The organism is Methylobacterium sp. C25 (assembly GCF_021352225.1).
In the GTDB taxonomy this organism is placed as follows: Bacteria; Pseudomonadota; Alphaproteobacteria; order Rhizobiales; family Beijerinckiaceae; genus Methylobacterium.
The window spans coordinates 136266-157413 of record NZ_JAAUVI010000007.1; the positions used below are offsets into that span (position 1 = coordinate 136266).

The 21148-nt window shown below is 66.6% G+C and carries 25 protein-coding genes; 11 read left to right on the top strand and 14 right to left on the bottom strand.

What is annotated here, in order from left to right; genetic code table 11:
• Window positions 1-124: 124 nt before the first annotated feature.
• The 3 genes from rpsR to HCU64_RS17525 form a co-directional block, all read right to left on the bottom strand.
• Window positions 125-394: a 30S ribosomal protein S18 gene (gene rpsR / locus HCU64_RS17515; protein ID WP_233385435.1), complete on the bottom strand. Its 270-nt coding sequence runs from the start codon at window positions 392-394 to the stop codon at window positions 125-127.
• Window positions 395-396: 2 nt separating this feature from the next.
• On the bottom strand, window positions 397-858 hold the full coding sequence (gene rpsF / locus HCU64_RS17520) for a 30S ribosomal protein S6 (RefSeq protein ID WP_233385436.1): 462 nt from the start codon (window positions 856-858) through the stop codon (window positions 397-399).
• 270 nt (window positions 859-1128) lie between these two features.
• Window positions 1129-1902 carry a TIGR01458 family HAD-type hydrolase gene (locus HCU64_RS17525; protein WP_233385437.1) on the bottom strand — a complete coding sequence of 258 codons (774 nt, stop codon included), beginning with the start codon at window positions 1900-1902 and terminating at the stop codon, window positions 1129-1131.
• 446 nt (window positions 1903-2348) lie between these two features.
• Between HCU64_RS17525 and HCU64_RS17530 the strand changes: the two genes are divergently transcribed.
• A complete protein-coding gene (locus HCU64_RS17530) occupies window positions 2349-3137 on the top strand; it encodes a hypothetical protein (RefSeq protein WP_233385438.1) in 789 nt (262 codons plus the stop codon).
• 917 nt (window positions 3138-4054) lie between these two features.
• Here HCU64_RS17530 and HCU64_RS17535 read toward each other — a convergent pair.
• The 7 genes from HCU64_RS17535 to HCU64_RS17565 all read right to left on the bottom strand — a co-directional run bounded on the left by HCU64_RS17535 (window position 4055) and on the right by HCU64_RS17565 (window position 10727).
• A complete protein-coding gene (locus HCU64_RS17535) occupies window positions 4055-4384 on the bottom strand; it encodes a nitrile hydratase accessory protein (RefSeq protein ID WP_233385439.1) in 330 nt (109 codons plus the stop codon).
• Window positions 4381-5043 (bottom strand): nitrile hydratase subunit beta, encoded by a 663-nt coding sequence (gene nthB / locus HCU64_RS17540; protein ID WP_233385440.1) that lies wholly within the window; start codon window positions 5041-5043, stop codon window positions 4381-4383. The genes HCU64_RS17535 and nthB overlap by 4 nt, the downstream gene beginning before the upstream one ends.
• Complete coding sequence (gene nthA, locus HCU64_RS17545) at window positions 5040-5690, bottom strand: nitrile hydratase subunit alpha (protein ID WP_233385441.1); 651 nt, start codon at window positions 5688-5690, stop codon at window positions 5040-5042. The genes nthB and nthA overlap by 4 nt, the downstream gene beginning before the upstream one ends.
• A gap of 122 nt (window positions 5691-5812) precedes the next feature.
• On the bottom strand, window positions 5813-7225 hold the full coding sequence (pyk, locus tag HCU64_RS17550) for a pyruvate kinase (RefSeq protein ID WP_233385443.1): 1413 nt from the start codon (window positions 7223-7225) through the stop codon (window positions 5813-5815).
• A gap of 97 nt (window positions 7226-7322) precedes the next feature.
• Complete coding sequence (locus HCU64_RS17555) at window positions 7323-8174, bottom strand: haloacid dehalogenase type II (protein ID WP_233385445.1); 852 nt, start codon at window positions 8172-8174, stop codon at window positions 7323-7325.
• Between the two features lie 77 nt (window positions 8175-8251).
• On the bottom strand, window positions 8252-9328 hold the full coding sequence (locus HCU64_RS17560) for a tartrate dehydrogenase (protein ID WP_233385446.1): 1077 nt from the start codon (window positions 9326-9328) through the stop codon (window positions 8252-8254).
• 70 nt (window positions 9329-9398) lie between these two features.
• A complete protein-coding gene (locus tag HCU64_RS17565; RefSeq protein ID WP_233385449.1) occupies window positions 9399-10727 on the bottom strand; it encodes an MFS transporter in 1329 nt (442 codons plus the stop codon).
• Between the two features lie 159 nt (window positions 10728-10886).
• Between HCU64_RS17565 and HCU64_RS17570 the strand changes: the two genes are divergently transcribed.
• The 7 genes from HCU64_RS17570 (at window position 10887) to era (ending at window position 16336) form a co-directional block, all read left to right on the top strand.
• Entirely contained in the window at window positions 10887-11585 is a 699-nt protein-coding gene (locus HCU64_RS17570) for a GntR family transcriptional regulator (RefSeq protein ID WP_233385450.1), read from the top strand.
• Window positions 11586-11799: 214 nt separating this feature from the next.
• The gene (locus tag HCU64_RS17575; protein WP_233385510.1) at window positions 11800-12540 is read left to right on the top strand and encodes a pyridoxine 5'-phosphate synthase; all 741 of its coding nucleotides are present in this window, start codon (window positions 11800-11802) and stop codon (window positions 12538-12540) included.
• A gap of 465 nt (window positions 12541-13005) precedes the next feature.
• On the top strand, window positions 13006-13419 hold the full coding sequence (gene acpS, locus HCU64_RS17580; protein ID WP_233385451.1) for a holo-ACP synthase: 414 nt from the start codon (window positions 13006-13008) through the stop codon (window positions 13417-13419).
• 122 nt (window positions 13420-13541) lie between these two features.
• The gene (lepB, locus tag HCU64_RS17585; protein WP_233385452.1) at window positions 13542-14348 is read left to right on the top strand and encodes a signal peptidase I; all 807 of its coding nucleotides are present in this window, start codon (window positions 13542-13544) and stop codon (window positions 14346-14348) included.
• 92 nt (window positions 14349-14440) lie between these two features.
• Complete coding sequence (locus tag HCU64_RS17590) at window positions 14441-14605, top strand: hypothetical protein (protein WP_233385453.1); 165 nt, start codon at window positions 14441-14443, stop codon at window positions 14603-14605.
• A 1-nt stretch (window position 14606) separates the two neighbouring features.
• On the top strand, window positions 14607-15395 hold the full coding sequence (gene rnc, locus HCU64_RS17595; protein ID WP_233385454.1) for a ribonuclease III: 789 nt from the start codon (window positions 14607-14609) through the stop codon (window positions 15393-15395).
• Window positions 15392-16336 carry a GTPase Era gene (era, locus tag HCU64_RS17600; RefSeq protein WP_233385455.1) on the top strand — a complete coding sequence of 315 codons (945 nt, stop codon included), beginning with the start codon at window positions 15392-15394 and terminating at the stop codon, window positions 16334-16336. Before rnc ends, era begins: the two co-directional genes overlap by 4 nt.
• Window positions 16337-16450: 114 nt before the next feature.
• Here era and HCU64_RS17605 read toward each other — a convergent pair whose 3' ends face one another.
• The gene (locus tag HCU64_RS17605; RefSeq protein ID WP_233385456.1) at window positions 16451-17083 is read right to left on the bottom strand and encodes a LysE family translocator; all 633 of its coding nucleotides are present in this window, start codon (window positions 17081-17083) and stop codon (window positions 16451-16453) included.
• A 53-nt stretch (window positions 17084-17136) separates the two neighbouring features.
• On the opposite strand from HCU64_RS17605, the gene HCU64_RS17610 reads away from it, so the two are divergent.
• Together HCU64_RS17610 and HCU64_RS17615 are read left to right on the top strand one after the other, a co-directional pair.
• Window positions 17137-18093, top strand: a complete 957-nt coding sequence (locus HCU64_RS17610; protein ID WP_233385457.1) for a class I SAM-dependent methyltransferase — start codon at window positions 17137-17139, stop codon at window positions 18091-18093.
• Window positions 18090-18827: a pseudouridine synthase gene (locus tag HCU64_RS17615; protein WP_233385458.1), complete on the top strand. Its 738-nt coding sequence runs from the start codon at window positions 18090-18092 to the stop codon at window positions 18825-18827. Before HCU64_RS17610 ends, HCU64_RS17615 begins: the two co-directional genes overlap by 4 nt.
• Window positions 18828-18836: 9 nt before the next feature.
• Here the strand turns inward: HCU64_RS17615 and HCU64_RS17620 are convergent, their stop codons facing one another.
• From HCU64_RS17620 to HCU64_RS17630, 3 genes are all read right to left on the bottom strand, one after another.
• Window positions 18837-19613: a creatininase family protein gene (locus HCU64_RS17620; protein ID WP_233385459.1), complete on the bottom strand. Its 777-nt coding sequence runs from the start codon at window positions 19611-19613 to the stop codon at window positions 18837-18839.
• A gap of 160 nt (window positions 19614-19773) precedes the next feature.
• The gene (locus tag HCU64_RS17625; protein ID WP_233385460.1) at window positions 19774-20190 is read right to left on the bottom strand and encodes a CsbD family protein; all 417 of its coding nucleotides are present in this window, start codon (window positions 20188-20190) and stop codon (window positions 19774-19776) included.
• Window positions 20191-20351: 161 nt separating this feature from the next.
• Window positions 20352-20555 carry a CsbD family protein gene (locus HCU64_RS17630; RefSeq protein ID WP_233385461.1) on the bottom strand — a complete coding sequence of 68 codons (204 nt, stop codon included), beginning with the start codon at window positions 20553-20555 and terminating at the stop codon, window positions 20352-20354.
• 182 nt (window positions 20556-20737) lie between these two features.
• Between HCU64_RS17630 and HCU64_RS17635 the strand changes: the two genes are divergently transcribed.
• Window positions 20738-21148, top strand: coding sequence for a hypothetical protein (locus tag HCU64_RS17635; RefSeq protein ID WP_233385462.1), 411 nt, complete (start codon window positions 20738-20740; stop codon window positions 21146-21148).

Sequence of the window (21148 nt, forward strand, 5' to 3'; positions counted from 1 at the left end):
GTCCCACTGTCCCGAAAAGGGCAGGGTTAGAGGCGTCCCATGACGCCCCAACGATCGGACGGTCTAGGCCGCCCGGAACGAAGAGCCGGCCCAGCGAAGCCGGGCCGGCCCAATCTCAAGAAACCTACTTGATGACGTAGGGGAGCAGGCCGAGGAAGCGCGAGCGCTTGATCGCCTGGGCGAGCTCACGCTGCTTCTTGGCCGAGACCGCGGTGATGCGGCTGGGAACGATCTTGCCGCGCTCCGAGACGTAGCGGGAGAGCAGCTTCACGTCCTTGTAGTCGATCTTCGGCGCGTTGGGGCCGGAGAACGGGCAGGTCTTGCGACGACGGAAGAAGGGACGACGGCCACCGCCGCCACCGGCACCAGCGCCGGCACTTGCACCGAATGCCATGATCAGTTCTCCCCGCCGAAGGAACGCTCGGGACGGTCACCGCGATCGCCGCGGTCACCCCGGTCGCCGCCGAAGCCGCCGAAATCGTCGTCACGACGACGCGGACGGTCGCCGCGGTCGCGATCCTTGCGGTCGTCGCGGTCGCGCTTCTGCATCATCGCGGACGGCTCGGCCTCGAGCTCCTCGACGCGGATGGTCATGAAGCGCAGCACGTCCTCGGAGATCTGCATCTGGCGCTCCATCTCGGCCACGGCGGCCGGGGGGGCGGAGATGTTGAGGAGCGTGAAGTGGGCCTTGCGGTTCTTCTTGATCCGGTAGGCGAGGGACTTGATGCCCCAGGGCTCGATCTTCTCGATCGTGCCGCCATTGGCTTCGATGACGCCCTTGTAGGTCTCGACCATGGTCTCGACCTGCTGGGACGTCACATCCTGGCGCGCCAGGAAGACGTGTTCGTAGAGAGGCATTCTCGGGCCTTTCATCACAAAAAGGAGCCCGACCGCGGCGAAGCGGGTGTCTCGGGCCGGTTCATTCGCAGTTCTCTCGGCGCCAAGCCCTTCGAGCCGTTTGATGGCCCGAGCGGATGATCGAAGGCGGAGACACGGGACGACGGATTCTTTTTGGGAAATCCTATGCCGCGAACGGCACCGTCCGTTCAGCCCCCAGCCGGAGCGAACGCGAAGCGGGGCGTGTAGACGGGTTTGGGGGGGATGGCAAGGATCGGGATGGCGCGGTGATCACCGGCCACCCGCAAGGATCCAGTCGACCCCCTCGCGCAGGTCCGCCACGACGGCGCTCGGCGGCGGATCGATCAGGCCCTCGTCACCCTGCCTGTATTTGCCAGTGCGCACCAGCAAGCCCCGCAATCCTGCCTGCAGGGCGCCTTCGACATCCGACTCGACATCGTCTCCGATCATCACGGTTTCCGCCGGGGGCGTGCCGAGATGCGCCACGGCATCGGCATAGAAGGCGGTTGCGGGCTTGCCGACCAGCAGGGCCTCTCGGCGGGTCGCGAATTCGAGGGCCTTCACGAAGGGGCCGGCATCGAGGCTGAGATCGCCTTTGCCGTCGCGAAACGTCCGGTTGCACGCCAGGGCGATGAATTCGGCGCCGCCATCGATGGCCCGAAAGGCCTCATTGAGGGCCTCGAAGGTGAAGGCCGCGCCCGCATCGCCCACGATGACCGCATCCGGGGTGCCGGCCGCAGGCGCGTCGAAGTCCTCGAGCAGGTTCGGATGGACGAGCAGATGGGGCGTGAGGCCACGCTCCTTCACTAGCCTGCATGCGGCGACGGCCGGCGTGAAGATGTCCTCGCGCGATGCCGCGACCCCGATGGCCTGCAGTTTTTCGAGCAGCCCGCGCAGCGGCGCCGACGTCGTGTTGGTCACGAAACAGAGCGGGATATTGTGCGAGCGGAGGTCGTCGATGGCAGCCAGGGAGCCCGCGATCGCGTCGTCGCCGCTGAACACGACACCGCTCAGATCCAGAAGAACGCCGGACACCTTGGGCATGACCGATTTCCGTTTCGCGTGCCGCGCCGCGAACGACGCTAGCGGCATGTCTTCATGTGGAGCAAGCCGGCTGCGTGGGGGCACCTATGCTCTGCTGAGGTGCTGGCGGGCGATGTCCGCCGATGATGCTCAGAGACACGGCGCGAGCGCCGCCGGGCGAGCCGCGTATGTGATCGTGCCGGCTGCTGAGCACCCCGCTTCTTGCGCTGAAACGATGCTCCCGCGAGCTGATCGACCGAAGCACACCGTAGAGCTGAGAAACCAGCTAAGCGATCGGATGGAGCACTGATATAGGAGGAGCGGACTCATCCGAGGCGGCTTCCTCGGCTTGCGCTCTGCTTTTGACCTTGCGGTTCCGTAGGATGGAAGCTTTGCTTTATCGATTCATGCGCGGTCGAAGGGAGGACGGGTTGCCGAGATCGACGAACAGGCTGGCTGCAGTGCTGATGGCAGCACTCTTCGCCGGGCTGGTCTCCCCAGCAGATGCCAAAAGCATTGGCCCTGGGATCGTGCAGCGGCTCGAATGCGCCCCCACGAGCGAAAGCACCGAGGCCGCGACGCCATCGGGTAAATCGTACTGTCGGACCGTCAGTAACGGTTGCGGATCACCCGTATCACTGAGCGTTACCGATACCGTCACGCATGTTCGAAAGAATTCCAGCCGGGTTGAGGACACGAAGATCGGTAAGGTCTGCACGCCCAATGCAAATACGATTGATTATTTCGTCGTATATCCGAATCCGAGAGAGCCCGCCGCAAAGGGCAGTGGAAATGAAATCAATCTGACCATCAGCGGCAAGAGTGGCGAACCCGAAAACCTCAAACTCACTCATGACTTCAAAATCAGGATCGCGGACGGCAAGATCTACGGACTGAACGACTTGAGCCCCGAGTTTGCTGCGCTCGAAGGGCTGACACTGGGGACGTCTACGGTCTTCGCTCCGTACCGGAAAAAGCCGGATGGCACTCCCGACGCAGACAACACGATCGTCGATCGGGGCGCGACCGTTTCTTCGAGCATGAGCGGCAGTCAGATTACGATATCGATCAAATATCAATACGAGTCCGCGGGGAAAGAGCCTCCGGTTTCCTCGGTTGAGGAGACAAGAATTCTTATCGTAACGACTTCGTCCAGATCATGCTCGTTCGATTATAATAGAAAGACTGCACGGAAAGATCCGGACAAACATTTTACCTACCAGAATTTCAGGAGCACGCGCTGCTCGCGGAGTTGAGGCTTCGTCAACCCGGATAAGTCCCTCCACCATGGCGGCGGAGACCGCGCCATTGCCTTAGTCCACGCCAGCCGCACGCTCACTGGCGCGCCGGGCGCCGATGCCGCGCGATCCGTTCGATCTTGACAAAAATCCTATTTTATGATTGTGTCCCTGCATCCGCTTCCCGGCACTTTCGGGGGAGCGCCGCGGGGTCGAGGGCGGTGCTTTGGGAGGTGGGGCGATGCCCGCGTCGGTGGTCTCACCCATCGCCGCCCCGGGCGGGTGTTCGACGCAAGGTCTGCCCGGGTCGTGGCGGGGTTCGGCGAGGAAATGCGCCGGGTTTTGGCCGACCCCTCCTGGGCGACACCGAGATGCTGTCGGCGGCGTCCATTACGAGGCGACGCGCACGGAAGGAGGTGCCACGCAACGGTTCGGGGATGGGGGCTTCTGAGGGAGCCCGGCACCCGAATGGGTTGAGCGACAGGTCGAGGCCACCCGACGACATCGTGACGTCAAATCGGTCTGCGAGGTCCCGAGGACGACCTCCCGAGACCGCGGGACGCCGGGGAACCGTATCTTCCTCGCACCATCCTACGAGTGGTTCTGCGGCGTCCCGCGTCACCCCTCCGACGGCCAAGCACCATGCCCCCGGAGCGAAACGCTCGCGGGGATAAGGGCGTATGGGGCGTGGGCTGGTGCCGGTTGATCCTGCGCTTGCGCGTGGTCCCTCTCGCCCAGGGGGCGGGGAGAAACGCGGCGGCCGTAAAGGATGTCATGCGTGATCCCACCCACTCCCTCATCCTGAGGTGCGGAGCGAAGCGCAGCCTCGAAGGAGGGCTCCAGATGCCGCGTGATCCCTGGAGTGCTCCTTCGAGGCTTCGCTTTGCTTCGCACCTCAGGATGAGGTGGTTTGGGTGGGATGACTCGGACCGATGTCAGCCCGGCCCCGGATCGTTCTCCAGCAGGATCGGCTGGCCGTGCGGCGTGGCCTGGGCCGCGCGGAGAAATGCGTCGCGGCGCCCCTCGATTGCGGTGCCGTCGGCGATGCGCTTGCGGGCGAGGATCGTTTCGAGGGCGGCGAGCCAATGCGCATAGTCGGCCGGGCGTTCGGGCGCGTCGGCGGGGCGGATGGCGGCGCTCAGCGCTTCGGCCCATTCGCCGGAGGTGATGACGCCGGCATCCTGGAGGCCGACGACGAGGGCGAAGATCTGCGCCTCCCAGGGTTCCGCGAAGGGGCGGGGAGCATCGAGGCTGCACCCGCTCATGCCCGCGGCTCCAGGTAGCTCTCGAAGGCGGCGATCGTGACGCGGCCGCCGGGATCCGCGCTCTCGCCCCACAGGTCCTCCGCCGTGAAGGCAGCTGTGTAGAGCCATTGTGGCGGGGCGGCCTTGCCGTCGGCGGCCGCGTCCGGAAACACGAAGGCGCCGTGCACGCGCTCGATGATGCCCGGCCGCCCGCGGACATAGCGCGGCAGCCGCGTATGGCCGGCCGGATGGATGTTGCGCGCGACGATCCGGTCGCCGACGCCGAAGCGGGCGGGTCCCGCGGGCGGCCGATCGCTCGGGAAGCCGCCATCGAAGAGCGGCGCGACCTGGTCGGCCGCCAGGACACGCTTGACCGGGCTCGGCGCGGCCTCGCTGACGCCCGAGCGCATCTCTTCCGGATGGCAGAGCCCGTTTTCGGCGACCTGGATTTCGAGCGCCTTCAGCCAGATCTCGTAGTAGCTCGACGAGAGATACTCGACGGGCGGCAGCGCCTCCCGCACGGCGCGGCTCCCGTCGAGGGTCCAGGTTCCGGTGAAGCCCATCGCCATGGCGAGCCCGAAGACCCGGCGCTCCCACTCGGCATGGAAGACCGGCTCGTCCGGCTCGGCCTCCACCGGCCCGAAGCCGTGGGCGCCACCGAGATCCTGCGCGCCGTTCACCGCGCGGCCTCCGGGGAGAGCGGGAGACCGGTCCCGATCATCGAATCCCGCGTGACGAGGGCGGCGAGCCCAGCTTCGTCGAGCGTCTCGGTTCCGTCCGGCCGCATCGGCAGGACCATGAAACGGGTCTCGGCCGTCGAATCCCAGACGGTGATGCGGGTCGTGTCGGGCAGCGTCACGCCGAACTCGGCGAGCACACCGCGCGGATCGATCACGGCCCGGGCGCGATAGGGCGGCGCCTTGTACCAGACCGGGGGAAGCCCGAGGACGGGCCAGGGATAGCAGGAGCACAGGGTGCAGACGACGAGGTTATGCGTGTCCGGCGTGTTCTCGACGACCACCATGTGCTCGCCGCCGCGGCCGCCGATGCCGAGTTCGGCGATGGCCGGCGTCGCATCCGCCAGCAGCCGGGCACGATAGGCCGGATCGACCCAGGCGCGGGCCACGACGCGCGCGCCATTATGCGGACCGACCTGGTGCTCGTAGCGCTCGATCAGCGCGTCGAGCGCGGCCGGCTCGACATAGCCCTTCTCGACCAGCAGGGATTCGAGGGCGCGGACGCGGGCCTCGATCGGCGACAGCTCGCTGCCATGACCATGCCCATGGTCATGATCCTCGTGATCGTGATCGTGATCGGCAGCCGCCATGTCGCTCGGTCCAACGCGCGGTCTCGCTCGCCGCGCCATTGCGCCGGACAACGCCCGATCGCTCGGGCATCGGCAAGGCCCGATCCAGCATAGCGGGCCGGCGAGTGCCGCTCCTGCGCAGCTCAGATCTGGATGAGCCGGATGTTGTTGGTGTTGCCTGTGGTGTGGAAGGGGATGCCGGCCGTGGTGACGATGATGTCGTTCGGCTCGGCGAAGCCCTCGGTCCGGGCGTGGTGGGCGGCGTTGGCGGTCATCTCCTCGTAGGAACCGACATCCTGCGTCAGCACACTGTGCGCGCCCCAGAGCAGCGACAGGCGGCGGGAGGTCGCGAGGTTCGGCGTCAGGGCGAGGATCGGCGCCTTGGGGCGCTTGCGGGCGACGCGGGCGGCGGTCGTGCCGCTGGAGGTGTAGGCCACGATGGCAACGGCGTTGACCGCTTCTGCCAGGCCCGCCGTCGCCGTGGCGACAGCATGCGGCGGCGTCTCCTCCTCGCCGGGCTCGGAGGCGGCGATCAGCGAGTGATAGAGCTTGTGCCCTTCGACGCTGCGGATGATGCGGTCCATCATGCCGACCGCCTCGACCGGATAGCGGCCGGTGGCGGATTCCGCCGAGAGCATCACCGCGTCGGCGCCGTCGTAGATCGCGGTGGCGACGTCGGAGGCCTCGGCGCGGGTCGGGGCCGGCGAGCCGACCATCGAGTCCAGCATCTGGGTGGCGACGATCACCGGCTTCACCGCGAGGCGGCAGGCGCGGATCAGTTCCTTCTGGCGGCCGGGCACGTCCTCGTGCGGGATCTCCACGCCGAGATCGCCGCGCGCCACCATCACCGCATCGGACAGGCGGATGATGTCCTCGATCCGCTCCAGGGCCTGCGGCTTCTCGATCTTCGACATGATGCCGGCGCGGTCGCCGATGATGCCGCGCGCCTCGATCAGGTCGGAGGGCCGCTGCACGAAGGAGAGCGCCACCCAGTCGACGCCGAGCTCCAGCCCGAAGGCGAGGTCGGCCCTGTCCTTCTCGGTGAGCGGCGAGAGGTCGAGCAGGGTGCCCGGCAGGTTCACGCCCTTGCGGTTCGAGATCGTACCGCCGGTCACCACCTCGGCCGTGATCGTCGCGGCCTCCAGGCCGGTGACCCGCACCCGCACGCGGCCATCGTCGATCAGGAGTTCCTGGCCCGGCACGACGGCGGCGAAGATCTCGGGGTGGCGCAGGGGGATCGCCTGCTTGTCGCCATCGGCGCCTTCGAGGACGAAGCGGATGCTCTCTCCGGCCACCAGATCGAGCCGGCCACCGGCCACGGTGCCGACGCGGATCTTCGGTCCCTGGAGATCCTGGAGGATGCCGATCGGCCGGCCGACCTCTTTCTCCAGGGCGCGGATCGCGGCGTGGACCCGGGCGTGATCCTCCTGGACGCCGTGGCTGAAGTTCAGCCGGAAGGTGTCGACGCCGGCGAGAAACAGGTTTCGCAGCATCTCCGGCGAGTTGGTCGCTGGCCCGACGGTGGCGACGATCTTGGCGTGGCGGTGACGACGCATGGGAGTCTCCATCGGCGAAGCAGTCGGCGGGGCGCTCACTAGCACGGACCGGCACGGCGGCGATGCCGTGCGGCCCGGTTCCCGCAGATTTGATGGCTCAGGCGCCGAGCTTGCCGGCGAGATCGACGAAGTCGTTGGCCATCAGGTCGAAATACGGCTCCGGCGTGAGATCGACCTTGCCCTTCGGGCCGAACTCGAGCGGACGCGGAACGAAGGCGGTGTTGAAGCCGAATTTCTTGGCGGCCGCGAGATCGTATTTGTGGCAGGCCACCATCAGCACTTGCTCGGGCTTCAACGCCAGCGCGTTCTGGCCGAGCGCATAGACCTTCGGGTCGGGCTTCGACGACTTCACGAGCTCGGCGGTCAGAATGCAATCGAAGGGGAGCTGGCCGAGCTTGGCGATGCTGACCACCGAGGCCATGCTGCCGTTCGACAGCGTCGAGAGGGTGAACTTCCTGCTGAGGCGGTCGAGGCCGGGGCGGCTATCGGGCCAGGGTTCGAGTTGCGACCAGACCGCATTGAGCTGGTCACGATCGGCAGGACTGAGCTTCGGCCCCCAATCATAGGTCGCGAGCAGGTTGTCGAGGCCCTCGCGGTAGATCTGGTCGGTCGAGCGCCAGGGGATCGTGCCGGCGATGATCTGATCCAGCAGGTGGCGGTATTCGGTGCGCCATTGGTCGGCGATGCGGGTCCAGTCGGCCTCGATGCCATGCGCCCTGGTGAAGACGTCGCCCTTGCGCAGGATGGTGGCGTAAAAATCGACGGTGGTGCCCTGCACGTCGAACAGGATGCCCTTGATCGAGGCGGGATCGACCATCGTCTTCGTCTCCGATGCGGCTTCGGCAACGGGCGCCGGGATGGCGGCCCAGGCTGCGGCCGAGGCAGCCGCGATCTTCAGCACGTCACGGCGCCCGAGGCCGGGGCGACTTGATTGATCTCTGCCACTCATACGGCATCCTCCCATCGCGGTGTTCGTCGAGCCCAAAACGATAGGGCCCGGGTGCTGCTGCGCCCGGGCCCTCGCCATCACTCGTTGTCGCCCTGGATGGCGCCGATCACCGCATCCGTGACCTGGCGGGTCGTCGCCTTGCCGCCGAGATCCGGCGTATGCAGGCTCGGGTCGGCGGTGACACGCTCGACCGCCCGCATCAGCCGGGCGGCGGCGCGCGGCTCGCCGAGATGTTCGAGCATCTGGCAGGCGGTCCAGAAGGTGCCGATCGGGTTGGCGATGCCCTTGCCCGTAATGTCGAAGGCCGAGCCGTGGATCGGTTCGAACATCGACGGGAATTTCCGCTCGGGGTTGATGTTCGCGGTCGGCGCGATGCCGAGCGAGCCGGCAAGCGCTGCCGCGAGATCCGAGAGGATGTCCGCGTGCAGGTTCGTGGCCACGATGGTGTCGAGGGTCTGCGGCTTCATCGTCATGCGCATGGTCATGGCGTCGACCAGCATCTTGTCCCAGGTCACGTCGGGGAATTCCTGCGCGACCTCGGCGGCGATCTCGTCCCACATCACCATGGCGTGGCGCTGGGCGTTGGACTTGGTCACGACGGTAAGCAGCTTGCGTGGGCGGGACTGCGCCAGCTTGAACGCGAAGCGGATGACGCGGGCGACGCCGGCGCGAGTCATGATCGAGACGTCGGTGGCGACCTCTTCCGGAAGGCCCCGGTGCACCCGGCCGCCGACGCCGGCATATTCGCCCTCGGAATTCTCGCGGACGATCACCCAGTCGAGCTCGGGGCCGGACACATTGCGCAGCGGGCTGGTGATGCCGGGCAGCACGCGGGTCGGGCGCACGTTGGCGTATTGATCGAAGGGCTGGCAGATCGCGAGGCGCAGGCCCCAGAGGGTGATGTGATCTGGCACGTCGGGCGCGCCGACCGCGCCGAAGAAGATCGCGTCCTTGTCCTTGATCGCGTCACGCCCGTTCTCGGGCATCATGACGCCGTGCTGCTTGTAGTAGTCCGACCCCCAGTCGAAATGCTCGAAGGTGAAGCGGAAGCCGCCGTCGCGCTCGGCCAGGACGTCGAGCACTTCGATTCCGGCCGCGATGACCTCCTTGCCGATTCCGTCACCGGGAATGGCGGCGATGTTGTACTGAGCCACGGCAGTTTTCCTTTGGTTTGCTGAAGTGGGAGGCGGGCCGGGTCCGGTCCGCGGGAAGGCGAGGGGATCGTCAGTGCGAGGCCGGCGACGCGGCTCCGACGGGGGCGGCCGTACCGGCTGTGGCCTCGGCGCGTGCGGAGCGCTTCAGCGAGAAGACGAACAGGGCCGACACGCCGAGGGTGACCGCCGAGATCATCAGGCCGGCGGTGAAGCTCCCCGTGAGGTCTCGCGCCCAGCCGATTAGTGAGGGACCGACGAAGCCGCCGAGATTGCCGATCGAGTTGATCGCCGCGATGCCGGCCGCGAGCTTGGCTCCCGACAGAAATTCCGGAGGGAGCTGCCAGAAGGGCGGCCGCGCCGCCATCACGCCGGCGATGGCGATGGCAACGAAGATCACCGTCGGGACGGCCATGGTGTGGACCAGACCGGCAATCACCAGGCCCGCGCAGCCGATCAGGCAGGCGATGGCGACGTGGCCGAAGCGCTCTCCGCTGCGGTCGGAGTGGCGCGCCCAGAAGCCCATCGTCGCGATGGCGAGGAGGTACGGAATCGCGCTGACGAAGCCGACCTGGATGTTCGTGAGGCCGAAGCCTTTCACGATCTGCGGGAGCCACAGCTCGATGCCATAGAGGCCGGTCGTCAGGCCGAAATAGACCAGCGAGAGCCGCAGCACCGGCCAGGAGATCAGGGTCGCCCCGATCTCGCGCAGGGAATGGCGCTCCGGCTTGCCCTGCTCCTTCGCCATCTCGGCGACGAGCCATTCACGCTGCTCCGGCGCGAGCCAGGTCGCCTGCTCGGGCTTGTCGGTGAGGAAGAACAGGCAGACGAAACCGAGCACGACGGCCGGTGCGGCTTCCAGGATGAACATCCACTGCCAGCCGTGGAAACCGAGCACGCCGTCCATCGCCAGGAGGTAGCCCGAGATCGGCGCCGCGATGGCCGAGGCGATCGGGATGGCGACGACGAAGCCCGCGGTCACCCGCCCGCGCCAGCGCTTCGGGAACCAGTAGGTCAGGTAGAGGATGACGCCGGGGAAGAAACCGGCCTCGGCGATGCCGAGCAGGAAGCGCAGGAGGTAGAATTGATTGGCGCTGCTGATGAAGGCGAAGCCCATCGAGATGATGCCCCACGTAATCATCACGCGGGCGATCCAGCGCCTTGCACCGACCTTGTCGAGCATTAGGTTCGAGGGGACCTCGAACAGGAAGTAAGCGATGAAGAACAGGCCTGCACCAAACCCGAACATCGTCGGGGTCAGGCCGAGATCTTTACTCATCGTCAGCGCGGCGAAGCCGACGTTGATCCGGTCGATGAACGCGATCGTGTAGAGAACGCACAAGAACGGCACCAGCCGCCACGTCACGCGGCGCATGGTGGACTGCTCGAGCGAGCTGCCCATGGTTTCCTCCTCTCGAAAACCTCGCTGGCGCGGCAATCTTGTGTGCCATCTTCCATGCAAGATGGCATTTCTTGTAAGATAATGCCGAATGAGCGTCAACCCATCCATTGCAACTTGCATGGAAGATGGTAGGCGGGCTGTCGAAGTTGGGGGTTTTCGATGGCGAGATCGACGGCGCGAGTGGACGAGGAGCGGAAGGGCTCACTCGTCGACGATGCCTACGCGGCGATGCGCTCGGCGATTCTGGATGCGAGCTTTGCGCCCGGCTATCAGGCCTCCGAGCAGGAAATCGCGCTGCGCCTCGGCATGAGCCGTACGCCCGTGCACGAGGCCGCGATTCGGCTGCAGGAGGACGGCCTCGTGCGGGTGCAGCCACGCCGGGGCATCCTGATCCTCGCGCTCGCGCCGGAGGACGTTCGCGAGATCTACGACGTCGTGATCGCCATCGAGGGGCGCGCGGCGGAGATCATCGCCGAGATGGCGGAGCCGGCGCGTCTCAAGGCCGCTGCCGCGCTCGATGCAGCCACCGAGAAGATGGCGAAGGCCCATGCCGATGGCGACCTTCCGGCCTGGGGGCAGGCCGATGGCGCGTTTCACAGCCTGTTGATCGAGCATGCCCGCAATCGGCGCATGAGCCGGATCGCGCAGACGATCTCGGACCAGTTACATCGCGCGCGGATGCTCACGCTCAACCTGCGCAAGGGGCTCGAGGCCTCCGTCGAAGAGCATCGGGCGATCATTCGCTCCATCCTGGCCGGCGATCCGGTGGCAGCCTTGAACGCAGCAAGGCGGCATCGCATCCGGGCGCGGGACGAGCTCCTGCCGCTGCTGACGAGCTATGGCCTCAAGCATCTCTGACGTCTGTCTGACGTAAGCACCGTCCAGACGGGCATGCTGCCCGGCCGGGCGTGGAGGATGTGACCGAGCGGGATCTCTGTCACAGGCGCAGGCCGCATCGGCGAAGCGTTGCGTTGCCAAGACGGCGGTGACGGTCCAATTCGGCGTGAGGCTGCCTGGCCATTCTCGGCCTGACCGGCGGAGGTTTCCCGTGTCCCCGTCTCATTCCTCTCCGTTGCATGCGCTGCGGCTCGGCGTGAACATCGATCACGTCGCCACCGTGCGGAACGCGCGCGGCGGCGTCTATCCCGATCCGGTTCGTGCGGCCCGAGAGGCCGTCGCTGCCGGGGCCGATGGGATCACGGCGCATCTGCGCGAGGACCGGCGCCATATCCGCGATGCCGATATCGCCGCGCTGAAAGCCCTGCCGGTGCCGCTGAACCTGGAAATGGCGGCGACGGACGAGATGGTCACCATCGCGCTCGCCACCCGCCCGCACGCCTCCTGCCTCGTCCCGGAGAAGCGCGAGGAGCGCACCACTGAAGGCGGTCTCGACATCATCGGCGGCCGCGCCCATCTCGCGCCGCGGATCGCCGCGCTCGGGCAGGCGGGCATCCGCGTCTCTCTCTTCGTCGAGCCGGACGAGGCCGTGATGGAGGCGGCCTTCGCTCTCGGCGCGCCGGTCGTCGAGCTGCATACGGGCAGCTATTGCGAGGCTCATGTCGACGGTGACGCGGCGCGGACCCGGGCCGAGTTCGAGCGGATCGCTCGGGCCGCGCGCCACGGTACCGCTCTCGGTCTCGAGGTTCATGCCGGCCACGGCCTGACGCTGGACAGCGTCGGCCCCGTCGCGGCGCTGACCGAGCTCAGGGAATTGAACATCGGCCACGCGCTGATCGCCGAGGCGATCTTCGTCGGTTTGCAGCAGGCCGTTCGCGACATGCGCGCGGCAATGGATCGTGCCCGCGCGTCCTGATCGCCGCTGCCGGCGCAGGGTGCTGCGCGAGAAAGTACGGTCTTTGGCGGTACGGCGGTCGCTGCGCGCTGGACGCGGTCGATCTGTACGATAGGATACGCCTGCCGGTCTCGAATGAACGCTGGCCTGCCGCGCTCGCCGGCTCCGATCATTCCCCAGTGGCGATCGGCGAGCGCGGTAGTTCGGGCCGAAAAAAGCCCCGCAAGCGCGAGGCTGCGGGGCCTTAGGTGTCGGCTCGGAGCGATCGGGAATGCTCTCTGCCGACGCCAGCTTCTAGCACAGGCCTCGTCCGAGACTGTTGCGTTTCCGGCTCAACCGAACGTCTCGCGTCGGCGGATCGCCAGGAGGCTCCGTATCGGTTTCGTCGAACTCGACGTCGGACGAAGCATCGTCCATGGACCATAGGGTTCATGCGGTAATCGCGAGCGCGGCCCGGCGCCGCTCCGGCGGAGATGCGGACCTTCCATGATTCTCGGCATTGGCTCTGACCTCTGCGACATAAGGCGCATCGAATCCTCGCTCGATCGATTCGGAGAGCGCTTTACCCACCGCGTCTTCACCGATGGCGAGCGGGCCAAATGCGATGCGCGCGCCGCACGGGCTCCGTCCTATGCGCGCCGTTTCGCCGCGAAGGAGGCCTGCTCCAAGGCGCTCGGCACCGGCATGAGCCAAGGCGTGTTCTGGCGCGATATGGAGGTCGTGAACCTTCCTGGTGGCAAGCCGACCCTTCGGCTGACCGGCGGTGCCTCGGAGCGGTTGAGTGCGATGGTGCCCGAGGGATACGAGCCGCGGATCCATATCTCGCTGACGGACGACCCGCCTCTGGCACAAGCCTTCGTGATCATCGAGGCTGTGCTCTCCGGCACGCCGCATCCATAGCCGGCACGACCCTGCGTTGCCGGAGGGCTCGGCTTGGTCTAGACCGCGGCACACCGTCGGCGCGGCGCCGGGCGCAGGTGCGGCCGTTGCAGAGATCGGCCGGGAGCCTCAGAACCAACGACATGGAACAGGCGCGCGTGGATCAAGACACGAAGCAGCAGGCGCGGTCGGCCGAGCCCGATGCCGGAACCTGGGCGAGCATCCGGGAGACCTTGAAGGTCGGCATCCAGGCGCTGCTCATCGCGCTCGTCGTGCGCACGCTTCTGTTCCAACCCTTCAACATCCCATCGGGCTCGCTGGTGCCGACCATGCTGATCGGCGACTACCTGTTCGTGTCGAAGTACTCTTACGGGTACTCAAAATACTCGCTTCCGCTCTCAGAGTACTTGCCGATTGATTACCACGGCCGCATCTGGGGTGCCGAGCCGAAGCGTGGCGACATCGCGGTGTTCAAGCTGCCGAAGGACAACGCGACCGACTACATCAAGCGCGTCATCGGCCTGCCCGGCGACAAAATCCAGGTGATCGCGGGCGTGCTCAACATCAACGGTAAGCCGGTCAAGCGCGAACAGATCGCCGACTACGAGACGACCGACCCGTTCGGCCAGCCGACCAAGGTGCCGCAATATCTGGAGACACTGCCCGGCGGTGTGGAGCACCGTGTGGTCGAACGCGACGGCGACCACGGCTTCTGGGACAATACCGAGCTGTATACGGTGCCCGCCGGCCATTACTTCATGATGGGCGACAACCGCGACAACTCCACCGACTCTCGCGATCTGTCGAGCGTCGGCTACGTGCCGTTCGAGAATTTCGTCGGCCGCGCCGAGATGATCTTCTTCTCGATCGACGAAGGCACCCCGGCCTGGCAGATCTGGCGCTGGCCTGCCGACGTACGCTGGAATCGCATCTTCACGGCGATCCATTGATGCTTTGATGCCGCCCTCGACGGCGGCGCGCATGGCGTGGCGAAGACGGGCGGAAACGTCGCTGGTCGTCGTGCAGCATGATCACGGGTTCCTTGGACTCCCGCGGCCCGAGCGGTATGGGCTACGTTCCGCTCGACACGATCGTCGAGCGCATCGTCATGCTGTTCCCCTCGGTCGAGGCGGCTGAGGCCGAAGCTTGCAATGCGGCCAACGGCCGAAGCGTGGGCTGGGACCGGCTCTTCACCATGGTTCATTGATGTGAGCACCGAGACCAACGCGCCACGGAGCGGGGATCGAACCGGACGCCCGTCGAGCCGCGCCCGACGCGCGCACCGTCCGAAACCTGCCGTCGACGTGCTCGAAGCTGCGATCGGCCATCTCTTTACCGACCGCGCCTTGCTCCCGTTGGCCTTGACCCATGTCAGCAAGGCAGGCGGCGACCGCGTCGGGAGCTACCAGCGTCTCGAATTCCTCGGTGACCGGGTTCTCGGCCTCGCCGTGGCCGAGCTTCTCTACGAGGCCTTCCCGCAGGCCGACGAAGGCGATCTGTCGAGACGGCTCGCCGGCCTGGTAAGGCGGGAGACCTGCGCCTCCGTTGCCGAAGCATGGGAGGTCGGACCGCATCTCAACCTTGGTCCGGGCGAAATCCAGGGTGGTGGCCGGCGCAATCAGACCATTCTCGCGGATGTCTGCGAGGCCATCCTCGGCGCCGTCTTCCTTGATGCGGGCTACGAGCCAGCCAAGGCGATCGTGCGGGCGGCGTTCCGCCCCGAACAGGATACGGCGGCCCCGCGCGGGCGCGACGCGAAATCGGCCTTGCAGGAATGGGCCATGGCGCGAGGCCTGCCGATTCCGGTCTATGAGGTTGCGGAGCGCTCCGGCCCGGACCACGCTCCTGTCTTCGCCATCGCTGTGCGAGTTTCCGGCATCGAGCCGGGTCTCGGTCGAGGTGGCTCGAAACGGCTCGCGGAGCAGGAAGCGGCGCAGAGCATCCTCGATCGCGAGGGCATCGGCGGCACGGAAGCTGCACAGGACGGACAGGAATGACAGCGAACGACGACAACGGGCCCGACGCTCCGGCGCTCATCCCGGCGGATACCCGTGCGGGCTTCGTCGCGCTGATCGGCGTACCGAATGCCGGCAAGTCGACCCTGGTGAACGCCATCGTCGGCGCCAAGGTCACGATCGTGTCGCGCAAGGTGCAGACGACCCGGACGCTGGTGCGCGGCATCGCCATGGAGGGAAGCGCCCAGCTCATCCTGGTCGACACGCCCGGCATCTTCGCGCCCAAGCGCCGGCTCGACCGCGCCATGGTGCATTCCGCCTGGAGCGGCGCGGCCGACGCCGACGCGCTCTGCCTGCTGATCGATGCGCGGAAGGGTATCGATGATGAGGTCGAGGCGATCCTGGCCCGGCTGCCCGAGGTGAAGCGGCCGAAGATCCTCGTCCTCAACAAGATCGACCTGATTGCGCGCGAAAAGCTGCTCGAACTGGCACAGGCCGTGAACGCGAAGGCGCCGTTCGAGGACACCTTCATGATCTCGGCGCTGAACGGCGACGGCGTCGCCGACCTTCGCAAGGCGCTCGCCGCCAGGATGCCCCCCAGCCCGTGGCTGTACCCGGAAGACCAGGTCTCCGACGCGCCGATCCGCATGCTCGCGGCTGAGATCACGCGCGAAAAGATCTACGACCGGCTCCACGAGGAACTGCCCTATCGCTCCACGGTCGAGACCGACCAGTGGCAGATCAAGACCGACGGGTCGGTGCGCATCGAGCAGACGATCTTCGTGGAGCGCGAGAGCCAGCGCTCGATCGTGCTCGGCAAGGACGGCCAGACCATCAAGGCGATCGGTCAGGCGGCGCGGCGCGAGATCGCCGAGGTCGCGGAGACCAAGGTCCACCTCTTCCTGCACGTGAAGGTGCGCGAGAACTGGGCCGACGATCCTGCCCGCTATCGCGAGATGGGGCTGGAATTCCCACGGGGCTGACTTAGAGCATGCTGCGAAAAAGTGGTGACGGTTCTTCGCTCAAAGCATACTCTAACTCTTTGAATCGATCATGTTTTCTGCGGTTTGATTGGCCGAATCAAAACGCAGCATGATCTAGCGCCGCGCCTCGGACGCCATCCGGACGGCGAGGCCGGCGAGGACCGTACCCATCAGCCAGCGCTGGACCACCAGCCATCCTGGACGCCGGTTCACCGTCCGGGCGATCGAACCAGCGGTGACCGCGATGATGGCGTTCACGCTGAGACTGACCAGGATCTGCACGGCGCCCAGAATGATGGCCTGGACCAGCACGCTGCCGTGATCCGGGCTGACGAACTGGGGGAGCAGCGAGAGGTACATAACTGCGATCTTGGGGTTCAGGACATTCGTCACGAAGCCCATCGCGAAGAGACGTCGCGGGCTGTCACTCGGCAGCAACGTTGCCTGAAAAGGCGAGCGCGCGCCGGGCTTTACGGCCTGCCATGCAAGGTAGAGCAGGTAGGCTGCGCCCGCCCATCGCAGCGTGTCGTAGGCAAACGGCACCGCAATCACCAACGCGGTGATGCCGAAGACCGCGCAAAGCATATAAAAGATAAAGCCGAGACCGATTCCCCCAAGCGAAACGAGTCCCGCCGCCGGTCCCTGAGAGATCGAGCGCGAGACGAGGTAAATCATGTTCGGTCCCGGGGTCAGGACCATTCCTAGTGAAATCAGAGCAAACGCGATGAGTTGAGTCGTTTCGGGCATGTATTGACGTCCTGCCGCCGTGTCCCCTGTCGTTCTTACTCAATTTGTCCCGAATGAGCCCACAAACTTCCACGGCAGACCCAGCGGCCAGTGTCATCGCCGCACGACCCGTCGTTTACGGTCTGCCATCCGCTGAATTGGTCGTGGTTCCGCAGCACGCAGCACAGGTTTCGCCGCTGATCCCTGGTTCTGCGCGGCTGGAGGACCATTCACTCGCGGCGGCTCCGGGACCAGCCGTCGTACTGGCGCCGCCGGGTACCTCGGAGCGCCGCTATACGCTCGCGCTCGCCCTGCGCGCGCTCGCGCCAGGCGAGACGCTGGTCGCGCTCGCGCCGAAAGACCGGGGTGGCAGCCGGCTGGCAAGGGAGCTCGCGGGCTTCGGCTGCATGGTGGCGGAGGAGGCCCGACGTCACCACCGGATCTGCACGGTTTCGCGGCCAGCCGCCCTCGACGGTCTTCAAGACGCGATCGAGGAGGGCCGCTCACGGCACATCGACAACATCGCGCTGTGCACGCAGCCGGGCATCTTCTCCTGGAACCGGATCGATCCCGGCAGCGACCTGCTGCTCCGGCACCTGCCTAAACTCTCCGGACGAGGTGCGGATTTCGGTTGCGGCCTCGGCGTTCTGGCGCTTGCCGTGCTGCATTCGGAGACCGTGTCGAGCTTGACCATGTTCGACATCGACCGGCGTGCGGTCGAGATGGCGCGTCGCAACGTCGACGATCCGCGAGCCAGCGTCGTCTGGGCGGACCTGCGCCAGCGCGATCTCGCCCTGACGCGGCTCGATTTCGTTGTGATGAACCCGCCCTTCCACGATGGCGGTTCGGAGGATCAGGCGCTCGGCAAGGCGTTCATCGCCCGGGCAGCCGAGGCCCTGCGGCCTGGCGGCACGCTCTGGATCACGGCCAACACGCATCTGCCTTACGAGGCGTCCTTGCGCGCGGCCTTCCGCAACGTGATCCCGGTCGTGTCGGAAGGGGGCTACAAGGTCTACGAGGCGCGCAAGTGAGCGGCGGCAAGTCCGTCCGTCTCGATAAGCTGCTGGCGAACCTCGGCTATGGCTCCCGCCGGGAGATCCAGGGGCTCGCCCGCGCTGGCGCTGTACTCCTCGACGGTAGGCCTGTCAGGGATGCGGCCGGGCGGATCGCGTTGGAGCCGGACCTGCCTGCACGCATGTCGATCGACGGCGAGGCACTGGATCCGTTGCCGGGCGTCGCGCTTCTCCTGCACAAGCCCCTCGGCGTGACCTGCTCCCACAAGGAGGCTGGTCCGCTCGTCTACAGTCTCCTGCCCGAGCGCTGGCGCAGGCGCGACCCCGCGCTGTCCACGGTCGGCCGGCTCGACAAGGAGACCTCCGGCCTGCTGCTCCTTACCGATGACGGCGCGCTACTCCATCGCATCATCTCGCCCAAGGCGCATGTACCGAAGCGCTATCAAGTGACGCTCGAGCGGCCGCTGGATGGCAGCGAGACGGAGATTTTTGCCTCTGGCACCCTGATGTTGGAGGGCGAGGAGCGTCCGCTGCTTCCGGCTCGACTCGAGGTCCATGACGCCACGCACGCGGCACTGACACTGACCGAGGGGCGATACCATCAGGTCCGGCGGATGTTCGCCGCCATCGGCAACCACGTCGCCGCCTTGCATCGGGACAAGGTCGGAGGAGTCGAGCTTGCCGGCGACCTCGAGGCCGGCGGCTATCGCATCATGGGGCCGAGCGAGATCGAAGCGGTCTTCCTGGGCTGAGGACGCGGCTCAAAGCTCGAAATGGGAGACCTCGCCAAGCAATTCCACGAAGCGCCGCGCCCCATGATCGAGGAGCGCCTCACCGATCTCCACGGTCCCGAGAGCCGCATGTCCGATCGCGCCGGATGCGTGCAGATCCTCGGCTTTCCAGGCAAACGCCGCCGGGCGACCGGCGCGCAGCAGCCGGTACTCGCGCTCCATCGCGACGGTGCGAGGCTCGAAATTGCCGACATGCTCGCGGCGTACGAGATCCGGCCGGAGGGCCAGCATCAGTGACGTTTCGACGGCACCAGCATGGATGCCGTGTCGGATCTCCTCCTCAGGAATCATATGATCCGGATAGCCGAGCCGGCCCCAGGATGTCGTGACGACGACCATCCCCAGACGCGCCCGAAGCTCCCCGGCAACGAGATCGATCAGGGCGTTGTTGCCGCCGTGGGAAGAGACGATCACGAGCTTGCGGCAGCCTGCTCGATGCACGCAGGCGCCGACTTCGCTCCAGGCCGCGAGCGCCGTCGCGGCACTATGCGTCAGCGTTCCGGCGAAGCTGTCGTGCTCATCGGATTTGCCGATCGACTGCACCGGCAGGGTCAGCACGTCGAGGGCGTCCGGAACGAGTGCAGCCGCCCGTGCGAGATAGCCTTCGGCAATGATCGCATCGGTGCCGAGCGGCAGGTGCGGGCCGTGCTGCTCAATGGCGGCGACCGGGAGCACTGCGACAGAACGCGACATCTCGCGCGTCGCGACGTCCACGGTGGTCAGATCGCGCCAGGGACGTGCGGGCATGGCTTCCTCGTCGAGCGACGCCCTGGTCGGCGACCTGATCATGGAAGCGGGATGCCGAGACGAGCGTCAAGGCACACAGGGAACAGATGGATGCGCCCGAGCCCGGCGGCCGCGTCCCATCTGGAACGGCGGATCCGCCAAGCAGCGACGAAGCGCGCTGTCAGCGTCGCCGGCTCAGCGCCCAGCCCAGGCCGAAGGCCGCCGCCGCGATCAATGCCAGGGTCGCGCCCTTGTTCTCCTCGGCGCGCGCGTAGACCGCGAGACCGCGGTCGTTTACCTCGCGGCCGTAGCGGCGGCCGCGCTCGAACACGTCGTCGCGCAGGGCACGACCCCGCTCGGTGGCGTCGTCGCGGAACCGTCGCCCGCGTTCGGCAGCGTCCCCGGCAAAGTCGCGGCCATCGCGGCGAAGCCGCTCGGCGCGTTCATGCACGCGGCCGTAGGTCGATTGTGCGACGCCGGCGACCTGCTCGTAGGCACCCTCGACCTGCGGGCGTGCTCGGCCTGTGACGGCTCCGAGGGCACTGCGCCCGCGGCCACGAATGTTGCGGATGCCGCCTTCGATCTGGTCTCGATTCATGGATTCGATTTTTCACAAGCACCGACCCGGCAGGCCATTGAAGCGGCGCGGACACGATGCGTGACGTTCGGGCAGCCCGACCCGGAGGTGGGCCGCCCGGCTCGCGACCGGTCCCGATCGGGCATGACTCGGCACGCCGCGATCGAGACCGTAGTGCAGGGTCAGAGACCCTTCTTGACCTGGGAGGCGAGATTCTTCGCGCCCTGTTTCACGTCGCCTACAGCCTTCTGCGCCGTCCCCTTGGTCTCCTGAGCCGCACCTTCGGCCTGAAGCTTGGTGTTACCGGTCACCTTGCCGACGCTCTGCTTCACCGAGCCGGCGGCCTGGTTGGCGGTGCCCTTGATCTTGTCGGTCGTGCTGCTCATGGAAACCTCCTGTGATGCCGCGTCGGGAATGACGCCGCTATCTTGGCAAGCGGAACGGTATCGGGCACCGAAGGTTCCATCCGGGAGATTGGACGGCGATCGCGGCAAGTGTGGCCGAACCGTGCTATCGCTGGGCCGTTCCAGCCATTAAGCCTGACCCAAAGCTCCGTTCGGAATTGCTCATGAACCGCAATGCGCTCCGTGGCCTCGCCCTCGTTTTTCCGATGCTTCTCGCGGGCACTAGCGGCGCGTCGGCTCTGTCCCTGCCGTACGAGGAATCGGACTACCTGCCGCCCGAGGAGACGACGACCTATGTCGAGCGCTCCTTGAACCATCAGGCGCCGCTCACGATCGAGCACCCGCCGGTCGCATCGAGCGGTCGCCGGGGACGGCGCTCCGCGGCGATTGCGGGATACTGCCGCGAAGGCGGAACCATCGTCCGTCGCGACGAACTCGGTCAGCCGGTCATCCGGCAGCGCGAGGTCTGCGACAGCGTGGCGCCGCGAAACCTCTGGCCCGGCCACACGGACCCACGACCGGCTTGGCCTGCGCCGCGCTTCATAAACCGCGCCGCGCTTCGCACGCGCGGTTGA